The following is a 19,532-nucleotide window of genomic DNA, read 5'->3' as shown; positions in this document are numbered from 1 at the left end:
CCTCGGGGCCGTGAAAACGCGTCATCGCGTCTTCACGCGGCGCCATCGCCGCGATCGACGACGGGTACTCGCCTGAGCGCGCTTCCCGTGGTTGACAGCATTTCTGAACGCGACGTGGCTTCCGAGCCGCCATAAACACGTAATATCTCGAATAGCGTCCAGGCCGACGAGAGGAACGACCATGGAGCACACCCTCACCACGCTGCCGACCGCGCGCCGGCCCGGCTGCCCCTTCGACCCGCCCAAGGAGCTGGTCCAGGCCCGCGAGCACGGCCCGATCAGCCGCTACACCTTCCCCGACGGGCACGAGGGCTGGCTGGTCACCGGATACGACCTGGTCCGGTCGGTCCTGGCCGACTCGCGGTTCAGCTCGCGCAAGGAGCTCATGCGCCACCACCCGCTGATCGACTACGGCGACATCGAGGTCCCTCCGGCGCCGCCCGGCGAGTTCCTGCTGATGGACGATCCGCAGCACAGCCGTTACCGCAAACCGCTGGTGGGCAAGTTCACCGTACGGCGGATGCGGCTGCTCACCGAGCGCGTCGAGCAGGTCACCGCCGAGCACCTGGACGCGATGGAGAAGGCCGGGCCGACGGCGGACCTGGTGACCGCGTTCGCCAGGCCCATCCCCTCCGTCATCATCTGTGAGCTGCTGGGCGTGCCGTACGAGGACCGGGGCTCCTTCCAGGAGCACATCGACAAGTTCCTCGGCGGGGAGGCCGGCGACGAGGAACTGTTCGCGGCCTACGCGGCGACCCAGGAGTACCTCGCGGAGCTGGTGGCCGCCAAGCGCGCCGACCCCACCGACGACGTGCTCAGCGACCTCACCGACAGCGATCTGACCGACGAGGAGCTGCGGGGTGTCGCCCTGATCCTGCTGGCGGCCGGGTTCGACACCACCGCGAACATGCTGGCGCTGGGCACCTTCGCGCTGCTGCGGAACCCGGAGCAGCTGGCCGCGCTGCGCGCCGATCCCGGGCTCACCGACGGGGCGGTGGAAGAGCTGCTGCGGTATCTGAGCGTCGCCAAGCAGTTCCCGCGGGTCGCGCTGGAGGACGTCGAGCTGGGCGGCCGGACCATCAAGGCCGGCGCGACGGTCATCCTGTCCTACAACACCGCCAACCGCGACCCCGAGCGCTTCGCCGATCCCCACGCGCTCGACCTGCGCAGGCAGGACGGCGGGCACCTGGCCTTCGGCCACGGCATCCACCAGTGCCTGGGTCAGCAGCTGGCCCGCGTCGAGATGCGGGTCGCCTTCCCCGCGCTGTTCGACCGCTTCCCCACGCTGCGCCTGGCCGTACCGGCCGAGGAGGTTCCCCTGCGCCCGGAGACCGCGGACATCTACGGGGTCAAGAGCCTCCCCGTCACCTGGGACGTGTGACCGCGAGCACCCGGCAGAAAAGGGTGCAAGCGGGTGTCTAGCGTGATGCAATGATCCGCTGACACGATCGGGGCTGCTTTGAAGGAGGCTCCCGTGCGTCGTTCCATCCCCCTGGCTCTCATTGCCGCGATCTTCGCGCTGTCGGGGACAGTGATCTCTCCCGCCCAGGCCGTGACCGGGCCGTGCAAGCCCGGTCAGGGTGCCGACCTGCGCGGCAAGGACTTCACCCGGGGGGCACGGCTCCCCGCCGTCCTGCGCTGCGCCGACCTGACCAAGGCCAAGCTGGACGGCGTGGAGCTGCTCCAGAAGGACCTCACCGGAGCGATCCTGCGCGACGCCTCGCTCAAGCAGGCCAACCTCACGCAGGCCACGCTGAAGTACGCCGACCTGCGGGGCGCCGACCTCTCCGAGGCCGACCTGGGACAGATGCACGCCGACCACGCCGACCTGCGGGGCGCGATCCTGATCGACGCCGAGGCGGGGCAGGCGGAGTTCCCGCACGCGAACCTGACCGGGGCGACCCTGACCAGGGCCGAGCTGACCCAGGTCGACTTCACCAACGCCAAGTTGATCGACGCCGACCTGGAGGAGAGCACCCCCGGCCAGCTCAAGGCGCGCAAGGCCGACTTCACCAGGGCCAAGCTCCGCGAGGCCAAGATGAGCCAGGCGAACCTGCGCAACGCGACGTTCAAGGACGCCGACGTGAGCGAGGCCGAGTTCACCCAGGCCGAGCTGGACGGCGCCGACTTCACCGGCGCGCTGGTCCAGGACGCCTCCTTCGTCCAGGCCGACGACGCCGACCTCACCGGTTCCAAGGGCACCCCCACCGGTCTCACCGTCGCGGTGCCGACCTCGCTGTCCGATCTCGACATCTTCAACACCGATGAGAGGGACACCCCCGGGGACGAGCCCGCCCCGAGCGGCGGCCCGTCCGTGGGACTGGTCATGGTCGTGCTCAGCGCCGTGGGCCTGGCGCTGACCGTGGTGGCCTGGGGCGTCAGCGCCCAGCGGCGGACCCGGCGCAACGCCCAGTTCGTCATGATGCGGCGCGGCGCCGAGGAGGACATCACCCGGCTGGGCGAGGGGATCGACCAGCTCGACTACGAGTTCCAGGTCAGCGGGCGCGGCGGCATGACCTCCGACCGCGACTGGCGCCTCGCCCTCGACGCCTACGAGGCGGCCAAGCAGGCTCTTCTGGTCGCCCGCCGCCCGGAGGAGCTGCACTTCGTGGCCCGCGCCGTCCAGGACGGCGGCGCCGCCCTGGACCGTCTCCGCTCCCGCGTGCACTAGAGCCTGTACGGACTTCGGATCGGCCGCCTGGTTGATGATGCAGCGACCTCGTCCCAGTCGCAGGAGTCGCGGCGCTACGACTCTCCGTGCCCGGGCAAATCCAAGGACACCGCCCGCCGCTCCGGATCGTGGCGTGCGAGCTCACGTATGACGGATTCCCACTGATGCCGATCGGCGCCGAGACCGTGCAGGAGGACCGGCGCGGGCTGGTCGCCGTCGGTGCCGTGGCCGTCTGCGGCGAGGTCGCCGTGGTACCGCTGATGGATGTCGGACATGTCAGCCTCCCCAAGGCTGGGGGTTTCACTCTGGGAGGCGTGACTTCACCGTGCGCGATTTTTGTGTGGTGTGGGTCACAGCACCCAGCGAGCGGGGCCGCCCGGTGCGGGCTGGTACCGGAAGAGATGGCCGGTGCGCAGTGAAGCCCGCAGGTGGGCCCCGGCCAGGGGCGCCGCCGCCTCCACCCGTTTGACCGCCGTCCACAACGCCCGGGTCGCGTTGACCCGGGCCCGCTCGGCCTCGCTGGACTGGCCGCGGGCCCGCCCGCCCAGCCCGGTGGCCTTGCGCAGCTCGGCCAGCAGGGCGGTCCGCTCCTCCTGGACCACCCCCGCCCGTTCGGCGTCGCCGGCCCGGTCGGCCGCGTCGAGTTCCTCGGCGAGCGCCTCCAGTCGGCGCCGGTAGGCCGCGCGGGCGACGGCGTCGAGAATCGGGGCGCCGTGGGGGACGGTGAGGCCGGCTCCTCCTGCGACGAGGTCCAGCGCGGCGATCTCTCGCCTGGGTGCGGCCAGCAGGATCCGCAGGTACTCCATGCCGCGTCCGTCACGCAACCGGGCTGCCTCGGTGCCGGCGTTCAGTTGCCAGCCCTCGCCGTCGCGGCGCAGAGACCACTCGTTCGCCGGTGGAGTCAGGGTGGTCAGGAACGCTCCCATGCCGAGGCGCTGCGCGATCGAGCGGGCCTGGTCCAGGTCTTCCTCCGTCCGGAGCTGGTCGCCTGCACCGTCGCGGGCGGTCAGCGCCCGTGCCCGGGCGGCCAGCGTGCCGGCGAGCCAAGGCAGCGCTCCGAGCCGTCGCTCCAGCGTCACCGCGACGTCCAGGTGGGTTATCGCGAGGTCGAGCCGGCCAAGTCGCATGGCGAGCCGGCCCAGGTAGTCGTCGACCGGGCCGCTGATCATGTTAGCGCCGCCCGAAACGACCAAACGCCCGTGGTAGGGGGCCAGCGCGTCGTACAGGGCCTGGGCCGCCGCCGGTTCGCCGACCAGCGCCGCCACGATTGCCAGGTCGGCGCACACCCCGAGCCAGCGCGGCCCCGATCCGGCGAGAACGGCCGGCAGCAGTCGTTCGAGCTCAAGACTTGCCTCGTCGCTCCGCCCGGACTCGGCCAGTGCCCGGGCGGCGGCGGCCTCGAAGAAGTGACCGGGCAGCCGTCGGGCAAGGTCGTGCCAGGGAGTCACGAGCGAGTCGTACTCGCCGCGCATCATGGCCAGGGCGGCGCGCAGCGTCCCGACCAGGCGTTCCGTGTCCGCGAGCCCTGCACGCCCGCCCAGTACGCCCACCTCGGCGGCAAGCGTGGCCGCCGTGTCGAACCGTCCCCGGATCGTCGCCAGCATCGCCTGACGCGCCAGCACCACCACCGCCGCCTCGGAGTCGCCGGCCAGTGAGCCGGCCCGCGCGTAGGCCGTCAGCGCGGACTCGGCCGCCTCCAGTTCTCCCAGCTCTGCCAGGGCGACGAAACGCCAGAACAGTCCGCGCCGCTCGGCCTCGGCGTCCCCGGCCCGCCGGGCCTGCGTCACGATCTCCGACGCGGTGGCCAGCCGTTCGTGGGCGGCCGCGGGATCCCACAGCGCGTGCAGCCCGGAGTCGAGGACCTCGGCGATCGCGCCGGGAGTGCCGACCTCCCGGGCCAGCGTCACCGCCTCGTCGATCAGCGTACGCCGGCGCCGTCCGGCCGACGGGTCGCCCAGCAGTTCACGCGCGAGCCTGGCCAGCACACGGGCCCGGGAGCCAGGAGCCGACGTGCGTTCGGCTGCGGCTTCCAGCAGACGGATGAGACCGGAGTCGAGATCGAGGAACTCCGTCCGCGACGGCGCGTTCAGCGCCAGGTGGAGGACCGGGTCGCAGGTGACGTCGAGCCGAGCCAGCTCATCGGCGAGGCCGAGTGCGGCTCCGGGCAGCCCGCCCGAGGCCAGCCACACCGCGTGGACCGCGTCGGCGGGCAGGCCCGGGCTCAGCTCGGCGAGCTCCGGTTCCGTCAGGCCACGCAACCGCAGCTCCGGCTTCAGCCCGGTGGGTCCCGCGGCGGTCGCGACCAGAATCGTCGCGCCGGACACGAGCCGAGCCAGCAAGGCCGGGAAATCGACGGCGAACGTGTCGGCGTGGTCGACGTCGTCGATGAGGAGCAGGCGGGGGCCGTCAGCCGCCTGGGCGAGGCGATCCGGCGACTGAAGCCAGGACACGGTGGGCGCGGTCGCACGGAAAACCGGGATCTTCCGTTCGCGGGCCAGATCCACGGCGGCGTCGATCAGCGCTGACTTGCCCGAGCCGGGCGGACCGGTGACGACAAGCCGGCCACCGTCCCCTGCCGCGGCCCGGTCGAGCAGCCGCGCCACTGCGGCGAGCTCCCTTTGGCGTCCGATCAAGGCCATCTGTGCAGCGTAACGGCTTGCCGCGACCGCCCCTCAACGGTTCTGAGGCTCTGCCCTCCGGTGCGCCTGACCGGTCCCGGATGGCTGTGGCCTGCGTCACGTACAAATCGTGCACTCCTCGGTTACGCCCTCCGGGTGAGATTCCTTTGCGAAAAGAGGGGGACATGACGGACACACGTGGCATCCGGTTTTCCGGTGGCCTGGCCGGTGACATCCGGGGCACGGACGACGACCGCCCGCCGCTGGTCTTCCTGCACGGTCTCACGTACGACCGCCGCCAGTGGGGACCGCTGCTGGACGAACTGGCGACCGTCGATCCGGACCGGCGGGTGCTCACACTCGACCTGCCCGGGCACGGGGGGTCGGCGCGATGGGACGGCTACGACTTCGACAAGGTCGTGGCCGCCCTCCACGCGGCGGTGACCGAGGCCGGACTCGCCGCGCCGATCGTCGTGGGGCACTCCCTCGGGGGCGTGCTGGTGACCAGGTACGCCGCGGCCCACGCGACCCGTGGCGTGGTCAACGTCGACCAGCCGTTGCTCGTGGGCAGGTTCGGCGATGTCCTGCGGCAGGCCGAACCGGTGCTGCGCAGCCCGTCCTGGGGTGAGATCTGGGACCGGATGCTCGGCAACATGCAGGTCGACCGGTTGCCGCCGGCGGCGCGGGACCTGGTCTCCACGGCCACCGATCCGCGGCAGGACCTGCTCCTCGGCTACTGGAACGAGATCCTGGTCACCCCCGCCGAGGAGCTCGGCCGCCGCCAGACCCACGTGCTGGGCGTGATCCGGTCCAGCGGGGTGCCGTACCGCTACGTGACCGGCCGTTCGCCGGATCCGGCGTACGAGGGATGGCTGAAGTCCACCCTGCCGGACGTCACCGTCACCGTGCTGCCCGGCAGCGGCCACTTCCCGCACCTGGTGCACCCGCGCGAGATGGCCGGGATGCTGGCCGGCTGAGCCGGCCCGCTCCAAGACGTCCTTCCTCACCACATCCCCGCCGGCCGGGCCCGCCCGGCCGGCCTGACGATCGGAATGCTTGATGACGCTACCGAACCGGCTGCGCGACGACGCCGCAGCCCTGCAGGACGACCTGGTACGGCTGCGGCGTGACCTCCATCGGTACCCGGAGATCGGCCTCCACCTGCCGCGCACCCAGCTGGCGGTGCTGGACGAGCTGTCAGGGCTGGGGTTGGAGATCACCCTGGGCCGGTCGCTGAGCTCGGTGACCGCGGTGCTGCGCGGCGGGCGACCGGGCGAGGCGGATCCCGGCGGCGAAACCGCCCCCGCGGTGCTGCTGCGCGCCGACATGGACGCCCTGCCGATCACCGAGCTGACCGGGTTGGACCACGCGAGCCAGGTGGACGGCGCCATGCACGCCTGCGGGCACGACCTGCACACGGCGATGCTGGTCGGCGCGGCCCGGCTGCTCGGCGCGCACCGCGACGCGCTGGCCGGCGACGTGGTGTTCATGTTCCAGCCGGGCGAGGAGGGCTGGAACGGCGCCGCCCGCATGATCGAGGAAGGGGTGCTGGACGCGGCGGGACCACGGGTCTCCTCGGCGTACGGCATGCACGTGCGCTCGTACGGGACCCCCGCCGGCCTGTTCCGCAGCAGGCCCGGCCCGTTGATGGCGTCGACGGCGGAGCTCAGGGTGACCGTGCGCGGAGTCGGCGGGCACGCCTCCATGCCGCACCTGAGCCGCGACCCGGTCACGGTGGCGGCGGAGATCGTGACCTCGTTGCAGACCCTGGTCACCCGGCGCTTCGACGTCTTCGACCCGGTGGTCGTCACGGTCGGCTCCATCCATGCCGGGACCAAGTCCAACACCATTCCCGACACGGCCTCGATCGACGCCACGGTACGCACCTTCTCGCCGGCGAACCAGGCGCGGCTGCCTGGCGAGGTCACCCGGCTGTGCCTGCACATCGCCGAGGCGTACGGGCTGACCGCCGAGGTCGACTACGTCGAGGGCTACCCGGTGACGGTGAACGACGAGGAGCAGTACGAGTTCGCCCGTACGGTGGTCTCCGAGGTGCTCGGCACGGAACGGTTCGTCCCGATGGCGTCCCCGGTGAGCGCCGCGGAGGACTTCTCCGAGGTGCTCGACAAGGTGCCCGGCTGCTATCTCATCCTGGGCGCGAGCGCCGCGGACGATCCGGCCACGGCGCCGAGCAACCACAGCCCGCGAGCGGTGTTCGACGACGGAGTGCTCTCCGACGGCGCACTGGTTCACGCGGAGCTGGCGATCCGGGCACTGCGCCGGCACGCGGGGCGGCGGTCGCCCGCCGCCCCGCGTGGCACCTCCTGACGGCGTTACGGGAAGTGGGAGCACGGCGCGCACCGGTGCGGCGGACCACGAACCCGTCCACGTCAGACCCGGCTTCGGCTGACACCGCCGTTCTCGGGCGTGCGGGCGTAGCGGGCGCGCATGATCTCGCTCGCGACCGGACCGGCGGCGAAGACGAACTCCTCGCTGGAGTCGAGGCGGCGGCCGGTGGCGGCGTCGACGACGGCGGGCTCGACCTCCTGGCCGGTGGCGGCGTCGACGAGGATCATGGCGCGCTGCGACGGGTCGAGCCTGGAGTTGCCCCAGGCCGCCAGGGCGACGAGCACCGGGCGCAGGGACCGGCCCAGCTCGGTCAGGACGTACTCGTGGCGGGTGGGGTTGCTCTGGTAGGCACGGCGTTCCAGCAACCCGTCGGCGACGAGGGTCTTCAGGCGGCTGGTCAGCATGCTGGAGGAGATGCCCAGGTTCTCCTGGAACTCGTCGAAGCGGGTGTAGCCGTCGAAGGCGTCGTGCAGGATCAGCAGCGTCCACCACTCCCCGACGTGAGCCACCGTCGTCGACAGCGGGCATTCCCGATCTTCCAGTCTGATCCGGCTCGCCACCGTTACCCCTCCTCGAATAGTCACTGCTAAAGTCGAAGTGACTCACTCCTATTTTAGCAGTTACTGGGGGTGCGGGCCTCGGCATGTCCGCACCCGGGACGGAGCACACCGTGGAGACCTTCATCAGCGACTCCCTCGACGGGAGGCGCGCCCTGGTCACCGGCGGCACCAAGGGCACGGGCGCCGCCATCGCCAGGCGGCTCACGCGGGCCGGGGCCACGGTGCTGGTGACCGCCAGGACCCGGCCGGACGACATCGACCCCAAGCTGTTCGTCGCGGCCGACGTCTCCACCCGCGAGGGCACCGACAGTGTCGTCGAGCAGGTCCTCGACCGCCTCGGCGGCGTCGACATCCTGGTCCACAACCTCGGCGGCTCCGACGCGCCCTCCGGGGGCTTCGCCTCCCTGGACGACGAGGCGCTCGACCGGTCCCACCCGCCGATCGGGCCGCCTGACCCAACCAATCCCACCGGTCCGGCCGTCCGGCCCGACCGATCTCACTCACCGACACGGAAGGAAACACTCACATGTCCGACGCACCCACCGTCCCGAGCACCGTCCGCCGCTACTTCGAGCTGGCCGCCCTGCCCGACCAGGACGCCTACTTCGCGCTGTTCGCGGACGACGCGACCGTGGAGGACGAGGGCGCCGAGCACCACGGCATCGCCGCGATCCGCGCCTGGCGCACCAGCGTGCCCACCGTCACCTACACCGTCACCGGCGTCGACCTCACCGGCGACGGCGCCACCCTGGTCACCGCGGACATCTCCGGCGACTTCCCCGGCAGCCCTGTGACCCTGCGGTTCCATTTCGAGTACGGCGACGACGGGCGCATCCGCGTCCTGCGCATCCGTCCCTGACTCCTGCGGCGGTCAGATGCCGCTGGGGGTCATCGGCTGCATGAGGCGGCGGGCGGCCTCGGTGACGGAGCCGGACAGGGAGGGGTAGACCGCGAAGGTGTGGGCGATCTGGTCGACCGTCAGCCGCTGCTGGACGGCGACCGAGACCGCCAGGATCAGCTCCGACGCGCGGGGGGCGACCACGACGCCGCCCAGGATGATGCCGGTGTTCGGGCGGCAGAACAGCTTCACGAAGCCGTCGTTGAACCCCTGCATCTTGGCGCGGGCGTTGGTGGCCAGCGGCAGCTTGACGATGTTGGCCTCGATCTCCCCGTTCTCGATCGCCCGCTCGGCGATGCCCACGGCGGCGATCTCGGGGTCGGTGAAGATGGCGGAGGCGACGGTGGCCAGGCGGAGCGGGTGCACGGCCTCGCCGAGGGCGTGCCAGACGGCGATCCGGCCCTGCATGGCGGCGACCGAGGCGAGCATCAGGACCCCGGTGCAGTCCCCGGCCGCGTAGACGCCGGGCGCGGAGGTGCGGGAGACCTTGTCGACCTGGATGAACCCGCCCCTGTCGAGGGTGATCCCGGCCTCCTCAAGGCCGATCCCCGCGGTGTTGGGGACCATGCCGACCGTCATGAGGCAGTGGCTGCCCTCGGCGGTCCGGCCGTCCTCCAGGGTGACGACCACGCCGTCCGGGGTGCGCTTGACGGACTCGGCGCGGGAACGGCCCATGACGTTCATGCCGCGGCGCCGGTAGACCTCTTCGAGGACCTCGGCGGCGTCGGCGTCCTCGTTGGGCATCATCCGGTCACGGGAGGAGACGAGCGTGACCTCCGAGCCCAGCGAGCGGTAGGCGCCCGCGAACTCCGCGCCGGTGACGCCGGAGCCGACCACGATGAGGTGCTCGGGCAGCTCCTCCAGGTCGTACAGCTGGCGCCAGGTGAGGATGCGCTCGCCGTCGGGCTCGGCGCCGGTCAGGATGCGCGGGGTCGCGCCGGTCGCCACGATGACGACGTCCGCGCGGATCGTCCGGTCTCCGGCCCTGACCACCTGCGGGTCGACCAGCCGCCCCGGAGCCTTGATCACCTCGACGCCCTCCGCCGCCAGCCGGGCGGCGATGTCGGCGGACTGCGCGCGGGCGAGATCCTTGACGCGCCTGTTCACCAGCGGCATGTCGGCGATGACACCGCCGACGTCGCCGTCGGGGCCGCCGGTGTAGTGGACCCCCAGCATGCTGGCGTCGAGGAGCGCCTGCTTGCGCACCGAGGTGGCGATCAGCGTCTTGGACGGTACGCAGTCGGTGAGGACGCAGGCCCCGCCGGGGCCGTCCTGTTCGACCACGGTGACCTGCGCTCCCAGTTGGGCGGCGACCAGTGCCGCCTCGTATCCGCCGGGACCGCCACCGATGATCACTATCCTCGTCACATAGCCCATTCTCCCGCATGGTGGGACCGGACATCGCTCGGCATCCCTCCTAAACCACGAAACCCTCACAAAACCACCGGGATTCCACGAGACATCGGCGTGGCTTCGAAGCCGGGTGAGCGTCTCGCGGATCTTGGATTAGTGTTTGTCTCCGTGCCTGTCTACGCCGCTTACGGCAGCAACATGGACCCGAAGCAGATGGCCCAGCGGGCCCCTCACTCCCCGATCAGGGGGACGGGCTGGCTCCAGGGCTGGCGCCTGACCTTCGGCGGGAACGACCTCGGCTGGGAGGGCGCGCTCGCCTCCATCGTCGAGGACGCCGCCCACCAGGTTTTCGTCGTCCTCTACGACGTGCCCGAGTGGGACGAGAGCTCTCTCGACCAGTGGGAGGGCGCGGCCCGCGGCCTCTACCACAAGGTCAAACTCCGGGTGCAGACCATGGAGGGCGAGATCGTGGCCTGGTTCTACGTGCTCGACGGGTACGAGGGCGGGCTGCCCTCGGCCCGCTACCTCGGCATCCTGGCCGAGGCCGCCGAGCGCGCGGGTGCCCCCGACGACTACGTCAGGGAGCTGCGCGGCCGTCCCTGCACCTCCCTGGGGAGCTGAGGGCGACCTTCCCCGGGAACTCCCGGGGAGCCGGAGGCTTCGGGAACTCCCGGGAAGCCGGGGGCGCCGCTCGTCACCGGCCGCGCGCGAGCACGCGCGGAAGGCGGACGTTCGCCGGGGAGGGCCCACCGGGAGCACCGGCCGGATCGGGCCGGGGCCTGGTCGAGCGCGCCGCTCCCGGAAGAGTCGAGCGCGCCGCTCGCAGGAGACACGGCGCGGTGCGAAGGCGGACGACCGGTACGCTCGGTGACGTGACCAATGACCCATACGTACTCGCCACCGACGCCGCGGACGCGCTGAGAAGCGCCGTCGGCGTGGATTCCTTCGACGTCGCGCTGGTGATGGGGTCCGGCTGGGTCCCGGCCGCCGACGCGATCGGCGAGACGGTCGCCGAGATCCCGGTGACCGACCTGCCCGGCTTCGCGCCGCCCGCCGTGCAGGGCCACGCGGGCCGGATCCGCGCCGTCAGGACCGAGTCGGGCAAGAACGCGCTGATCTTCCTCGGCCGCACCCACCTCTACGAGGGCCGCGGCGTGGAGCCGGTCGTGCACGGCGTACGGACCGCGATCAAGGCCGGGGTGGGCACGGTCGTGCTGACCAACGCCGCCGGGGGCCTGCGCCCCGAGACCCAGGAGGTCGGCGAGGCGGTGCTGATCAGTGACCACATCAACCTGACCGGTGCCAGCCCGATCACCGGCGCCACCTTCGTCGACCTCACCGACGTCTACACCCCGCGCCTGCGCGAGCTGGCCCGCGAGGCCGACCCGTCGCTGACCGAGGGCGTCTACGTGGCCTTCCGCGGCCCGACGTACGAGACCCCGGCCGAGGTCCGCATGTGCCGCATCCTCGGCGGCGACATGGTGGGCATGTCCACCGTGCTGGAGGCCATCGCGGCCCGCGAGGGCGGCGCCGACGTGCTGGGCATCTCCCTGGTCACGAACCCGGGTGCCGGGCTGGTGGGCGAGCCGCTCAACCACGAGGAGGTGCTGGAGGTCGGCCGGGCCACCGCCACCCGCATGGGCGGCCTGCTGGCCGCCGTCGTCGGCAAGCTGTAAGCCGGCGGACTGGTTTCAGGGATCAACAGGAGGCGGGCCCGGCGAGCGGACGGGCCCCGGCCCCGAGAGGTGACGATGAGCAGCGATCTCGCAGGGCTCGCCCGTTCCTGGCTGGCCCAGGACCCCGACCCCGACACGCGCGCGGAGCTGGAGAAGCTGCTGGAGAGCGGCGACGGCGACGCGCTGCGCGAGCGGTTCGGCTCCAGGCTGGAGTTCGGCACCGCCGGGCTCAGGGGCGAGCTGGGAGCCGGCCCCAACCGGATGAACCGGGTGACGGTCATGCGCGCCGCCGCCGGGCTGGCCCGCGTTCTCGGTCCCGGCAGACACGTCGTGATCGGCTACGACGCCCGGCACAAGTCGGACGCCTTCGCCCGCGACACCGCGGCCGTGCTCACCGGGGCCGGGCTGCGCGCCTCGCTCCTCCCCGGTCCGCTGCCCACCCCGGTGCTGGCCTTCGCCGTCCGCCACCTCGGCGCCGACGCGGGCGTGACCGTCACCGCCAGCCACAACCCGCCCCGCGACAACGGCTACAAGGTCTACTGGGGCGACGGCTCCCAGATCGTGCCGCCGGTGGACGCGGAGATCTCCGCCGCCATCGACGCGACAGGTCCGGTCTCCGAGCTGCCCCTCGGCTCCCCCGGCGACCCGGCCTGGAGCGAGCTGGACGACGGCATCGTGGCCGCCTACCTGGAGGCGGTGACCGCGCTCCCGATCGGCGGCGCACGGCACCTGCGGGTGGCGTACACCCCACTGCACGGCGTGGGCGGCGACACCCTGGTCAGGGCCTTCGTCGCCGCCGGGTTCGACGCGCCCGCGATCGTCGGGGCGCAGGCCGAGCCCGATCCCGACTTCCCCACCGTCGCCTTCCCCAACCCGGAGGAGCCCGGCGCGATGGACCTCGCGCTGGAGCTCGCGGAGCGGGTCGGCGCCGATCTGATCCTGGCCAACGACCCCGACGCGGACCGTTGCGCGGTGGGCGTGCCGCTGCCCGGCGGCGGCTACCGGATGCTGACCGGCGACGAGGTGGGCGCCCTGCTGGGCGAACACGTGATCCGGCAGACCTCGGGCGACGGCCGCCTGGTGGCGACCACCATCGTGTCCTCGTCCCTGCTCGGCAAGATCGCCGCCGGGTACGGGGTGCGCTACGCCGAGACCCTGACCGGCTTCAAGTGGATCATGAAGGCCGGGGATGGCCTGCTGTTCGGGTACGAGGAGGCGCTGGGATACAGCGTCGGCTCCGACCTCGGGCTGCCCGTGCACGACAAGGACGGCATCGGCGCGGCGCTGACCGTGGCCGGGATCGCCGCGCGGGCCAAGCTGGAGGGTCGCGGCCTGCTCGACCTCCTGGACGACCTGGCACGCCGTCACGGCCTGCACGCCACGTCCCAGCTGTCGTTCCGGGTGGCCGACCTGTCGCTGATCACCGGGGCCATGGCCCGCCTGCGGGCCACGCCGCCCGCGCGGCTCGGCGGTCGCGAGGTCGAGGCGGCCGACGACCTGAGCCTCGGCGCGGGCGGGCTGCCGCCCACCGACGGCGTCCGCTACCACCTGGCCGGAGGCGCCCGGGTCGTCGTCCGCCCCTCGGGCACCGAGCCCAAGCTCAAGTGCTACCTGGAGGTCGTGGTCCCGGTGACCGGCGAGGTCTCCGCCGCCCGCGCGCTGGCCGTACGGGATCTCGACGCCCTGAAGGCCGACCTCACCGGGGCGCTCGGCCTCTGACCAGCCGGGACCGGCGCGAGAAGGCGCCTGCGGCACGGCCGGCTGTAGGCGCGGCCCGCGACCGGCACGGCCAGCGGGGTCCGGTGCCCGGTCGGCGGCCGGCCACGATCACCGGCACGGTCGCGGGGGGGCGCCCTCAGCGGCCGGCCACGATCAGGCGAGGAAGGCGGCGACCACCGGCAGGGCCGCGACCGCGAAGGCCGCCAGGGCGCTCGGCGCCCAGGTCACCTTGAGCGCGCCGGCCCCCGTCCCGGTGCCGGTTCCCGCCTCGACGCCGGCAGTGGTCCCGGCCCCGGGCTCCGCCGGAGTCCCGGTCGCCGCAGGAGTTCCCGGTGCCGTCGAGGCCCCGGCCGCCTTCGAGGCCTCGGCCATCGAGGCCGCGCGCCTGGCGGCCTCCGCGCGTTCGGTGATCTGCTCGGCCACCCAGTCGGCGTGGGTCTTTCCCGCCAGCGCCTCGGCGGCGGCCCGCTCGCCCTTCGAGCGGACCGGCTCGGTCCTGAAACGGCCCCGCGCGGGCACGGGCGCGGACGCGGACCGCCCCCTGCGCGCGGCCGCCGCCCGCTCGCGGGCCGAGGCCTGCGGCACCCAGCAGCGGACCCTCCCACCGCCGGAGATGATCGTGATCGAGTGGGAGACCGTGACCTCGTCCACGGCCCGCCAGGGCACGAAGGCGTTCCTCAGCGGGTTGCGGACCCGGACGCCGTCCTCGGACAGGATGACCGCCGGGCGCAGGCAGGTGACGAAGACCAGCGCGGTCAGCACCCCCAGCACCGCCGCGGCGACCATCGACGCCTGCCCGCTGTAGCGGGCGATCAGGTCGACCGCGTTGAACGCGGCGAAGGCCATCCAGACCCAGCCGACGACCGTCGCGAGGGTGGAGCGGAACACCTGCTTCATCGGGAAAGCTCACTTCACTCGTACGAGCCCGGTCACGCCTGCCACTTGAGGCGCGCGAAACCGGGCTTGATGACGCCGTTGATGAGCGACAGGCGCTCGTCGAACGGCAGGAACGCGGACTTCATGGCGTTGACGGTGAACCACAGCATGTCGTCCCAGCCGTAGCCGAACGCCTCCGACAGCTTGGCGAACTCCTCGGAGACGGACGTACCGCTCATCAGCCGGTTGTCGGTGTTGACCGTGACCCGGAAGTTCAGGCGGCGCAGCAGGCCGATCGGGTGCTCGGCGATGGAGGCCGCCGCGCCGGTCTGCAGGTTGGACGTCGGGCACATCTCCAGCGGGATGCGCTTGTCGCGGACGTAGGCCGCCAGACGGCCCAGCTTGGGCTCCCCGTCACTCTGGACGGAGATGTCGTCGATGATCCGGACGCCGTGGCCGAGCCGGTCGGCGCCGCACCACTGGATCGCCTGCCAGATCGACGGCAGGCCGAACGCCTCGCCCGCGTGGATGGTGAAATGGGCGTTCTCCCGCTGGAGGTATTCGAAGGCGTCCAGATGGCGGGTGGGAGGGTAGCCCGCCTCCGCTCCGGCGATGTCGAACCCGACCACCCCGGCGTCGCGGTAGCGGACCGCGAGTTCGGCGATCTCCATGGACCTGGCCTGGTGGCGCATGGCGGTGAGCAGGGTGCCCACCCGGATGCCACGGCCCTCCGAACCGGCGGCGAAGCCCTCCTGCACGGCCTCGATGACCTCTTCGAGGCTCAGGCCCGTGGAGGTGTGCTGCTCGGGCGCGTAACGCACCTCGGCGTAGACGACGCCGTCCTCCGCCAGGTCCTCCGCGCATTCGGCGGCGACCCTGACCAGCGCCTCTCGCGTCTGCATGACGCCGACCGTGTGGTCGAAGGTCTCCAGGTAGCGTTCCAGCGAGCCCGAGTCGGCGGACTCCCTGAACCAGGCGCGCAGGCTCTCCGTCTCGGTCGCGGGCAACCTGTCGTAGCCCGACTCGCGGGCCAGATCGATGATGGTCTCCGGCCGCAGGCCACCGTCGAGGTGGTCGTGGAGCAACACCTTCGGAGCCAGGCGGATCTGCTCGAAAGTGGGTAGCTGACTCATTTCGCAACCTTACCGTCAGGGGCCTGACCGGCCGGCCCGCACGGAGACGCCGCCACGGCCCGGCCTCAAGATTGTTCTACGCGGGCGTCCCCTCCCGGGGGACGTCGCGCCGACCCCGGCACGAAGACGCCGGGATCGGCGTGCGACGAGCCGTCACCGGTCGTCGCCGGTCGTGACTCGTCATCCTGTCACGCGTCGTCCCGTCACCCGCCGTCGCGGTTGACGGTCTCCGGGGAGAAGGCGGGCAGGCAGACGGCGACGTACTCGGCGCCGTCGGGGCCGGAGCTGTAGCGGATCCGCTCCCCCGGCTCGCACACGAACACCTGCCCGGCGCCGACCTCGGTCGTGCCTCCGTCGTGCTCCACGATGACGGTGCCCTTGAGCACCAGCGTGTACTCGGCGAACTCCGGTGTCTGGGCGGGCTCGTCCCACCCCGCCGGGGCCTTCATGTGCGCGATCGAGATCCCGGCGTCACCGGTGTTGGCCAGACCGACGTATTCGTCGATCGTCTTGCCACCGGGCACGGGAATCCGTGTCGCACTGTCGATTTTGCGTACCATCGGACCAGTCTGTCACCGGTCTCGGGGAGATGGCGCCCTCAGCGCACCCTCAGCGCCCTCAGTGCGCCCCCAGTGCGCCCTCAGCGCCCTCGGCGCTCTCGGTGCGCCCCCGGCACGTGACTAGTGCGCGATGTCGATGACCAGCCGGTTCGGGCTCTTCTGCTCCAGCACCCGGAACGGCGCCTTGTGGTCGAGGACGACGCCCACGCTCACCACGCCCTCGAAGTCACCTGTCTTGACCACGTTCTGGACGTTGCCCAGCTTGGCCTGGAAGATCGGGCCGCCCGTCCAGGTGGACTTGCCCGCCTCGGTGTGCGCGACGGCCGGGGTGATCGTCAGTTGCAGGTAGGCGCCGCCCTTGACGTCGACCGGATCTCCCGAGCCGTCCTGGACGAGCTTGGACACCCACCGCGCGGTGTAGCCGGGCAGATCGCCCTTGAGGTCGATCACCACCCGGTCGAACCCCCGGTGCTCCCCGAACCGGGCTCCGGTGACGGTCGGCTGGGTGTCGATGGGGCGGTCGACCTCGATCTCCTTGGTGCTCGTCGGAGGGAGCAGCCCGGCCGCGACGGCGGAGGGCGTGGGGGGCGGTGTGGTCACCGGATCCACCGGGGCCGGGGCCGTGGTCACCGGGCCCGCCGGGGACGGGGTCGCGGTCTGCGTGGTCGAGCCACAGCCGGCCGCGAACAGGAACGAGGGGACGAGCGCGAGGGAAACGAGGGTGCGGTTCATGGTGAGCCTCCTGCCCCGTTAGATGCTCAGGTCTCCGGAGAGGTTCACCTCCCGGCCGTCCACATGCGCCCTGGCCGGATCGTGACACCTTGTCGAGGGGAGAGTCAAGCACCCCGGTCGTGGCGGGGAGTGCCGCGGGTCGCGAGGAGGGCCGCCGCCGGGCCCCGGTATCCGGCGGCGGCGCCTCCTCGCGACCCGCGGGGCTCGCGTCCCCGTCCCCGTCCCCGTGCGGGACGGTGACGCGAGTGGCGCACCGGACCTAGACGGTCTCCAGCGCCTTCTCCCTCTCCCTCTCCCCCTCGGCCGCGGCGGACGTGCGGCGGGCACGGAGGCCGGTGAGGGCGATCAGCAGGCCGACCACGGCGAGGATCCCCGAGACCGTGATCGCGGCACGGAAGGCGCCGATCGGGTCGGCGCCCGTACCCGAGGTGAGGACGGCCGTCACGACGGCCAGCACGACCGCCCCGCCGACCTGCCCGGAGGTGTTGAGCAGCCCCGAGGCCAGGCCCTGCTCGTCGTCGGCCACCCCGTTGGTGGCCTGGATGTTCAGCGAGGGGAAGGACAGGGCGAACGCGATGCCCAGCAGGACCATGCCGGGGATGATCAGCGTGGCCAGGCTGGGCTCGCCGTTGATCCGGAGGAAGAACGCGTACCCGGCGGCCAGCGCGGCCGAGCCGATCACGATCAGCCGGGCGGTGCCGAACCGGTCGGCCAGCTTGCCCATCCTGGTGGAGGTCACCGCCACCAGGAGTCCGGCGGGCAGGAAGGCCAGCGCGGTCTCCAGGGCCGACCAGTGCAGGAAGTTCTGGAAGTACTGCATGGCGACGAACTGGAAGCCGACGTAGGAGCCGAACAGGATCACGAGTCCCAGGTTGGCGCGGACGATCGGGCCGGAGCGCAGGATGCCGAGGCGTACCAGCGGGTGCTTGACGCGCTGCTCGGTGAGGACGAAGACGGCCAGCAGCAGGGCGGCTCCCAGCAGCGAGGCGATCGTGCGCGGCGAGCCCCAGCCCGCGTCGGGCGCCTCCACCACGGCGTAGACGAGCAGCAGCATGGAGCCGGTGATGGTGACGGCGCCGATGAGGTCGTGGCCGCCCTCGGCGCGCTCCTCCCGATGCTTGGGGAGGAACTTCAGGGCCGCGACCAGCGCGATGATCGCGACGGGGACGGGCATGAGGAACGTCCAGCGCCAGCCGAGCTCGGTCAGGAATCCGGAGATGACCAGGCCCAGGGAGAAGCCGCTGGCGCCGGAGGCGGTGAAGACGCTGAGAGCCCTGTTGCGGGCAGGTCCCTCGGCGAAGGTCGTGGTGATGATGGAGAGCGCGGCGGGCGCGGTGAAGGCGGCGCTGACGCCCTTGACGAAGCGGGCCGCGATCAGCAGCGTGCCGTCGTTGACGAGGCCGCCGAGGAGCGAGGCCACGGCGAAGACCGCGAGGGCGACCAGGAATACCCTGCGACGCCCGAGCAGGTCGGCGGTCCGGCCGCCGAGGAGGAGCAGCCCGCCGTAGCCGAGCACGTAGCCGCTGACCACCCACTGCAGGGAGGAGGTGGACAGTCCCAGGTCCGCCTGGATGGACGGCAGGGCGACCCCCACCATCGAGACGTCGAGCGCGTCGAGGAAGATCACGGCGCAGAGCACGGTGAGCGCGGCCCACAGGCCCGCGCCCCAGCGCTCGTCGGGCGGCGAAACCGGCGGAACCGGCGGAACCCGGGGAACAGAAGCGGCAGGTGAAGCGGTTGGAACGGGTGCGACCGACGGATCGGGTGGAGCCGTCGAGGTCGATGAAGAGGTCATGTCGTCCGACAATACATGCAAGCGCATCTAATGCAAAAGCATTTAATGCCTGTGCATTTAATGTTCACGCATGGTACGATCCGCGGCATGAACGAGGAGGACCCGGTCCGAGCGTGGCGTGAGGCGCTCGCCAAGTACGCCACGACCGCCTGCGCGCTGGAACGCGAGCTCTCCGAACGGCACCGGCTCGGCATGAGCGAGTTCGAGGTCCTGGAGCGGATGGTCGAGGGCGGCCAGGGCAAATACCGGGTCCAGGAGATCGCCGACGCGGTCCATCTGAGCCAGAGCGCCTGCTCCCGGCTGATCGCCCGCCTGGAGAAGGCGGGCCTGGTGACCCGCCGCATCTGCGAGGACGACCGGCGCGGCATCTTCGTCGGCATCACCGAGGACGGCCGCGAGCGCCACTCGACCGCCCTGCCCACCCACCGCGCCGTGATCGGCGAGATCTTCGGCTCACCGGCCCGCCACGCGGAGCAAAGCCCACCGGCCCGCCATGCGGAGCAAAAGGGCGTCCCGGCCCGCTAGTCCGCCAGGCGAAGCGGAAGGTGCCCCGGCCCGCGAGACGGACCGGGAGAGTGTTCCGGCCGCCGGT

18 protein-coding genes and 1 pseudogene are annotated in these 19,532 nt (G+C 72.0%); 10 read left to right on the top strand and 9 right to left on the bottom strand.

The window, feature by feature from the left end:
- Window positions 1-181 precede the first annotated feature (181 nt).
- Together ACTOQ1_RS36835 and ACTOQ1_RS36830 are read left to right on the top strand one after the other, a co-directional pair.
- Entirely contained in the window at window positions 182-1,381 is a 1,200-nt protein-coding gene (locus ACTOQ1_RS36835) for a cytochrome P450 (RefSeq protein WP_440072599.1), read from the top strand.
- Between the two features lie 93 nt (window positions 1,382-1,474).
- On the top strand, window positions 1,475-2,671 hold the full coding sequence (locus ACTOQ1_RS36830; protein ID WP_440072598.1) for a pentapeptide repeat-containing protein: 1,197 nt from the start codon (window positions 1,475-1,477) through the stop codon (window positions 2,669-2,671).
- A 74-nt stretch (window positions 2,672-2,745) separates the two neighbouring features.
- Here the strand turns inward: ACTOQ1_RS36830 and ACTOQ1_RS36825 are convergent, their stop codons facing one another.
- Together ACTOQ1_RS36825 and ACTOQ1_RS36820 are read right to left on the bottom strand one after the other, a co-directional pair.
- Entirely contained in the window at window positions 2,746-2,946 is a 201-nt protein-coding gene (locus ACTOQ1_RS36825; RefSeq protein WP_440072597.1) for an alpha/beta fold hydrolase, read from the bottom strand.
- A 75-nt stretch (window positions 2,947-3,021) separates the two neighbouring features.
- Window positions 3,022-5,310, bottom strand: coding sequence for an AAA family ATPase (locus tag ACTOQ1_RS36820; protein ID WP_440072596.1), 2,289 nt, complete (start codon window positions 5,308-5,310; stop codon window positions 3,022-3,024).
- Window positions 5,311-5,474: 164 nt separating this feature from the next.
- Here ACTOQ1_RS36820 and ACTOQ1_RS36815 point away from each other — a divergent pair, with 164 nt between their 5' ends.
- Both ACTOQ1_RS36815 and ACTOQ1_RS36810 read left to right on the top strand, forming a co-directional pair.
- A complete protein-coding gene (locus tag ACTOQ1_RS36815) occupies window positions 5,475-6,266 on the top strand; it encodes an alpha/beta fold hydrolase (RefSeq protein ID WP_440072595.1) in 792 nt (263 codons plus the stop codon).
- Window positions 6,267-6,348: 82 nt separating this feature from the next.
- Entirely contained in the window at window positions 6,349-7,617 is a 1,269-nt protein-coding gene (locus ACTOQ1_RS36810; protein WP_440072594.1) for a M20 metallopeptidase family protein, read from the top strand.
- 62 nt (window positions 7,618-7,679) lie between these two features.
- On the opposite strand, the gene ACTOQ1_RS36805 is transcribed toward ACTOQ1_RS36810, so the two are convergent.
- Window positions 7,680-8,198: a winged helix-turn-helix transcriptional regulator gene (locus ACTOQ1_RS36805; RefSeq protein ID WP_440072593.1), complete on the bottom strand. Its 519-nt coding sequence runs from the start codon at window positions 8,196-8,198 to the stop codon at window positions 7,680-7,682.
- An 83-nt stretch (window positions 8,199-8,281) separates the two neighbouring features.
- Here ACTOQ1_RS36805 and ACTOQ1_RS36800 point away from each other — a divergent pair.
- Both ACTOQ1_RS36800 and ACTOQ1_RS36795 read left to right on the top strand, forming a co-directional pair.
- Window positions 8,282-8,569: pseudogene (locus ACTOQ1_RS36800) on the top strand (SDR family NAD(P)-dependent oxidoreductase); the annotation flags it as partial.
- Between the two features lie 155 nt (window positions 8,570-8,724).
- On the top strand, window positions 8,725-9,057 hold the full coding sequence (locus ACTOQ1_RS36795) for a nuclear transport factor 2 family protein (protein ID WP_440072592.1): 333 nt from the start codon (window positions 8,725-8,727) through the stop codon (window positions 9,055-9,057).
- A gap of 12 nt (window positions 9,058-9,069) precedes the next feature.
- Here the strand turns inward: ACTOQ1_RS36795 and ACTOQ1_RS36790 are convergent, their stop codons facing one another.
- On the bottom strand, window positions 9,070-10,464 hold the full coding sequence (locus ACTOQ1_RS36790) for an NAD(P)H-quinone dehydrogenase (protein WP_440072591.1): 1,395 nt from the start codon (window positions 10,462-10,464) through the stop codon (window positions 9,070-9,072).
- Between the two features lie 153 nt (window positions 10,465-10,617).
- Here ACTOQ1_RS36790 and ACTOQ1_RS36785 point away from each other — a divergent pair, with 153 nt between their 5' ends.
- The 3 genes from ACTOQ1_RS36785 to ACTOQ1_RS36775 all read left to right on the top strand — a co-directional run bounded on the left by ACTOQ1_RS36785 (window position 10,618) and on the right by ACTOQ1_RS36775 (window position 13,844).
- Window positions 10,618-11,070 (top strand): gamma-glutamylcyclotransferase, encoded by a 453-nt coding sequence (locus ACTOQ1_RS36785; RefSeq protein ID WP_440072590.1) that lies wholly within the window; start codon window positions 10,618-10,620, stop codon window positions 11,068-11,070.
- A gap of 251 nt (window positions 11,071-11,321) precedes the next feature.
- Window positions 11,322-12,125, top strand: a complete 804-nt coding sequence (locus ACTOQ1_RS36780; protein WP_440072589.1) for a purine-nucleoside phosphorylase — start codon at window positions 11,322-11,324, stop codon at window positions 12,123-12,125.
- A 75-nt stretch (window positions 12,126-12,200) separates the two neighbouring features.
- Window positions 12,201-13,844 carry a phospho-sugar mutase gene (locus ACTOQ1_RS36775; protein ID WP_440072588.1) on the top strand — a complete coding sequence of 548 codons (1,644 nt, stop codon included), beginning with the start codon at window positions 12,201-12,203 and terminating at the stop codon, window positions 13,842-13,844.
- A 153-nt stretch (window positions 13,845-13,997) separates the two neighbouring features.
- On the opposite strand, the gene ACTOQ1_RS36770 is transcribed toward ACTOQ1_RS36775, so the two are convergent.
- The 5 genes from ACTOQ1_RS36770 to ACTOQ1_RS36750 form a co-directional block, all read right to left on the bottom strand.
- Window positions 13,998-14,741, bottom strand: a complete 744-nt coding sequence (locus ACTOQ1_RS36770; protein ID WP_440072587.1) for a PH domain-containing protein — start codon at window positions 14,739-14,741, stop codon at window positions 13,998-14,000.
- A 32-nt stretch (window positions 14,742-14,773) separates the two neighbouring features.
- Window positions 14,774-15,853: an adenosine deaminase gene (locus ACTOQ1_RS36765; protein ID WP_440072586.1), complete on the bottom strand. Its 1,080-nt coding sequence runs from the start codon at window positions 15,851-15,853 to the stop codon at window positions 14,774-14,776.
- A gap of 203 nt (window positions 15,854-16,056) precedes the next feature.
- A complete protein-coding gene (locus tag ACTOQ1_RS36760; protein WP_440072585.1) occupies window positions 16,057-16,413 on the bottom strand; it encodes a cupin domain-containing protein in 357 nt (118 codons plus the stop codon).
- 120 nt (window positions 16,414-16,533) lie between these two features.
- Window positions 16,534-17,145 carry an AMIN-like domain-containing (lipo)protein gene (locus ACTOQ1_RS36755; protein WP_440072584.1) on the bottom strand — a complete coding sequence of 204 codons (612 nt, stop codon included), beginning with the start codon at window positions 17,143-17,145 and terminating at the stop codon, window positions 16,534-16,536.
- A gap of 259 nt (window positions 17,146-17,404) precedes the next feature.
- A complete protein-coding gene (locus ACTOQ1_RS36750) occupies window positions 17,405-18,940 on the bottom strand; it encodes an MFS transporter (protein ID WP_440072583.1) in 1,536 nt (511 codons plus the stop codon).
- 87 nt (window positions 18,941-19,027) lie between these two features.
- On the opposite strand from ACTOQ1_RS36750, the gene ACTOQ1_RS36745 reads away from it, so the two are divergent.
- The gene (locus ACTOQ1_RS36745; protein ID WP_440072582.1) at window positions 19,028-19,465 is read left to right on the top strand and encodes a MarR family winged helix-turn-helix transcriptional regulator; all 438 of its coding nucleotides are present in this window, start codon (window positions 19,028-19,030) and stop codon (window positions 19,463-19,465) included.
- The last annotated feature ends 67 nt before the right edge of the window (window positions 19,466-19,532 follow it).

The sequence above is a fragment of the Streptosporangium sp. OZ121 genome (assembly GCF_051918885.1).
Lineage (GTDB): Bacteria > Actinomycetota > Actinomycetes > Streptosporangiales > Streptosporangiaceae > Streptosporangium.
The sequence above is the reverse complement of the archived record's forward strand: the minus strand, read 5'-3'. Positions and strand labels throughout refer to the sequence as shown.

Excerpts from the sequence above, each read along its gene's own strand:
- ACTOQ1_RS36835 (WP_440072599.1), top strand. The coding sequence starts at position 182 with ATGGAGCACACCCTCACCACGCTGCCGACCGCGCGCCGGCCCGGCTGC.
- ACTOQ1_RS36825 (WP_440072597.1), bottom strand. The coding sequence starts at position 2,946 with ATGTCCGACATCCATCAGCGGTACCACGGCGACCTCGCCGCAGACGGC.
- ACTOQ1_RS36820 (WP_440072596.1), bottom strand. The coding sequence starts at position 5,310 with ATGGCCTTGATCGGACGCCAAAGGGAGCTCGCCGCAGTGGCGCGGCTG.
- ACTOQ1_RS36815 (WP_440072595.1), top strand. The coding sequence starts at position 5,475 with ATGACGGACACACGTGGCATCCGGTTTTCCGGTGGCCTGGCCGGTGAC.
- ACTOQ1_RS36810 (WP_440072594.1), top strand. The coding sequence starts at position 6,349 with ATGACGCTACCGAACCGGCTGCGCGACGACGCCGCAGCCCTGCAGGAC.
- ACTOQ1_RS36795 (WP_440072592.1), top strand. The coding sequence starts at position 8,725 with ATGTCCGACGCACCCACCGTCCCGAGCACCGTCCGCCGCTACTTCGAG.
- ACTOQ1_RS36775 (WP_440072588.1), top strand. The coding sequence starts at position 12,201 with ATGAGCAGCGATCTCGCAGGGCTCGCCCGTTCCTGGCTGGCCCAGGAC.
- ACTOQ1_RS36770 (WP_440072587.1), bottom strand. The coding sequence starts at position 14,741 with ATGAAGCAGGTGTTCCGCTCCACCCTCGCGACGGTCGTCGGCTGGGTC.
- ACTOQ1_RS36765 (WP_440072586.1), bottom strand. The coding sequence starts at position 15,853 with ATGAGTCAGCTACCCACTTTCGAGCAGATCCGCCTGGCTCCGAAGGTG.
- ACTOQ1_RS36760 (WP_440072585.1), bottom strand. The coding sequence starts at position 16,413 with ATGGTACGCAAAATCGACAGTGCGACACGGATTCCCGTGCCCGGTGGC.
- ACTOQ1_RS36755 (WP_440072584.1), bottom strand. The coding sequence starts at position 17,145 with ATGAACCGCACCCTCGTTTCCCTCGCGCTCGTCCCCTCGTTCCTGTTC.
- ACTOQ1_RS36750 (WP_440072583.1), bottom strand. The coding sequence starts at position 18,940 with ATGACCTCTTCATCGACCTCGACGGCTCCACCCGATCCGTCGGTCGCA.
- ACTOQ1_RS36745 (WP_440072582.1), top strand. The coding sequence starts at position 19,028 with ATGAACGAGGAGGACCCGGTCCGAGCGTGGCGTGAGGCGCTCGCCAAG.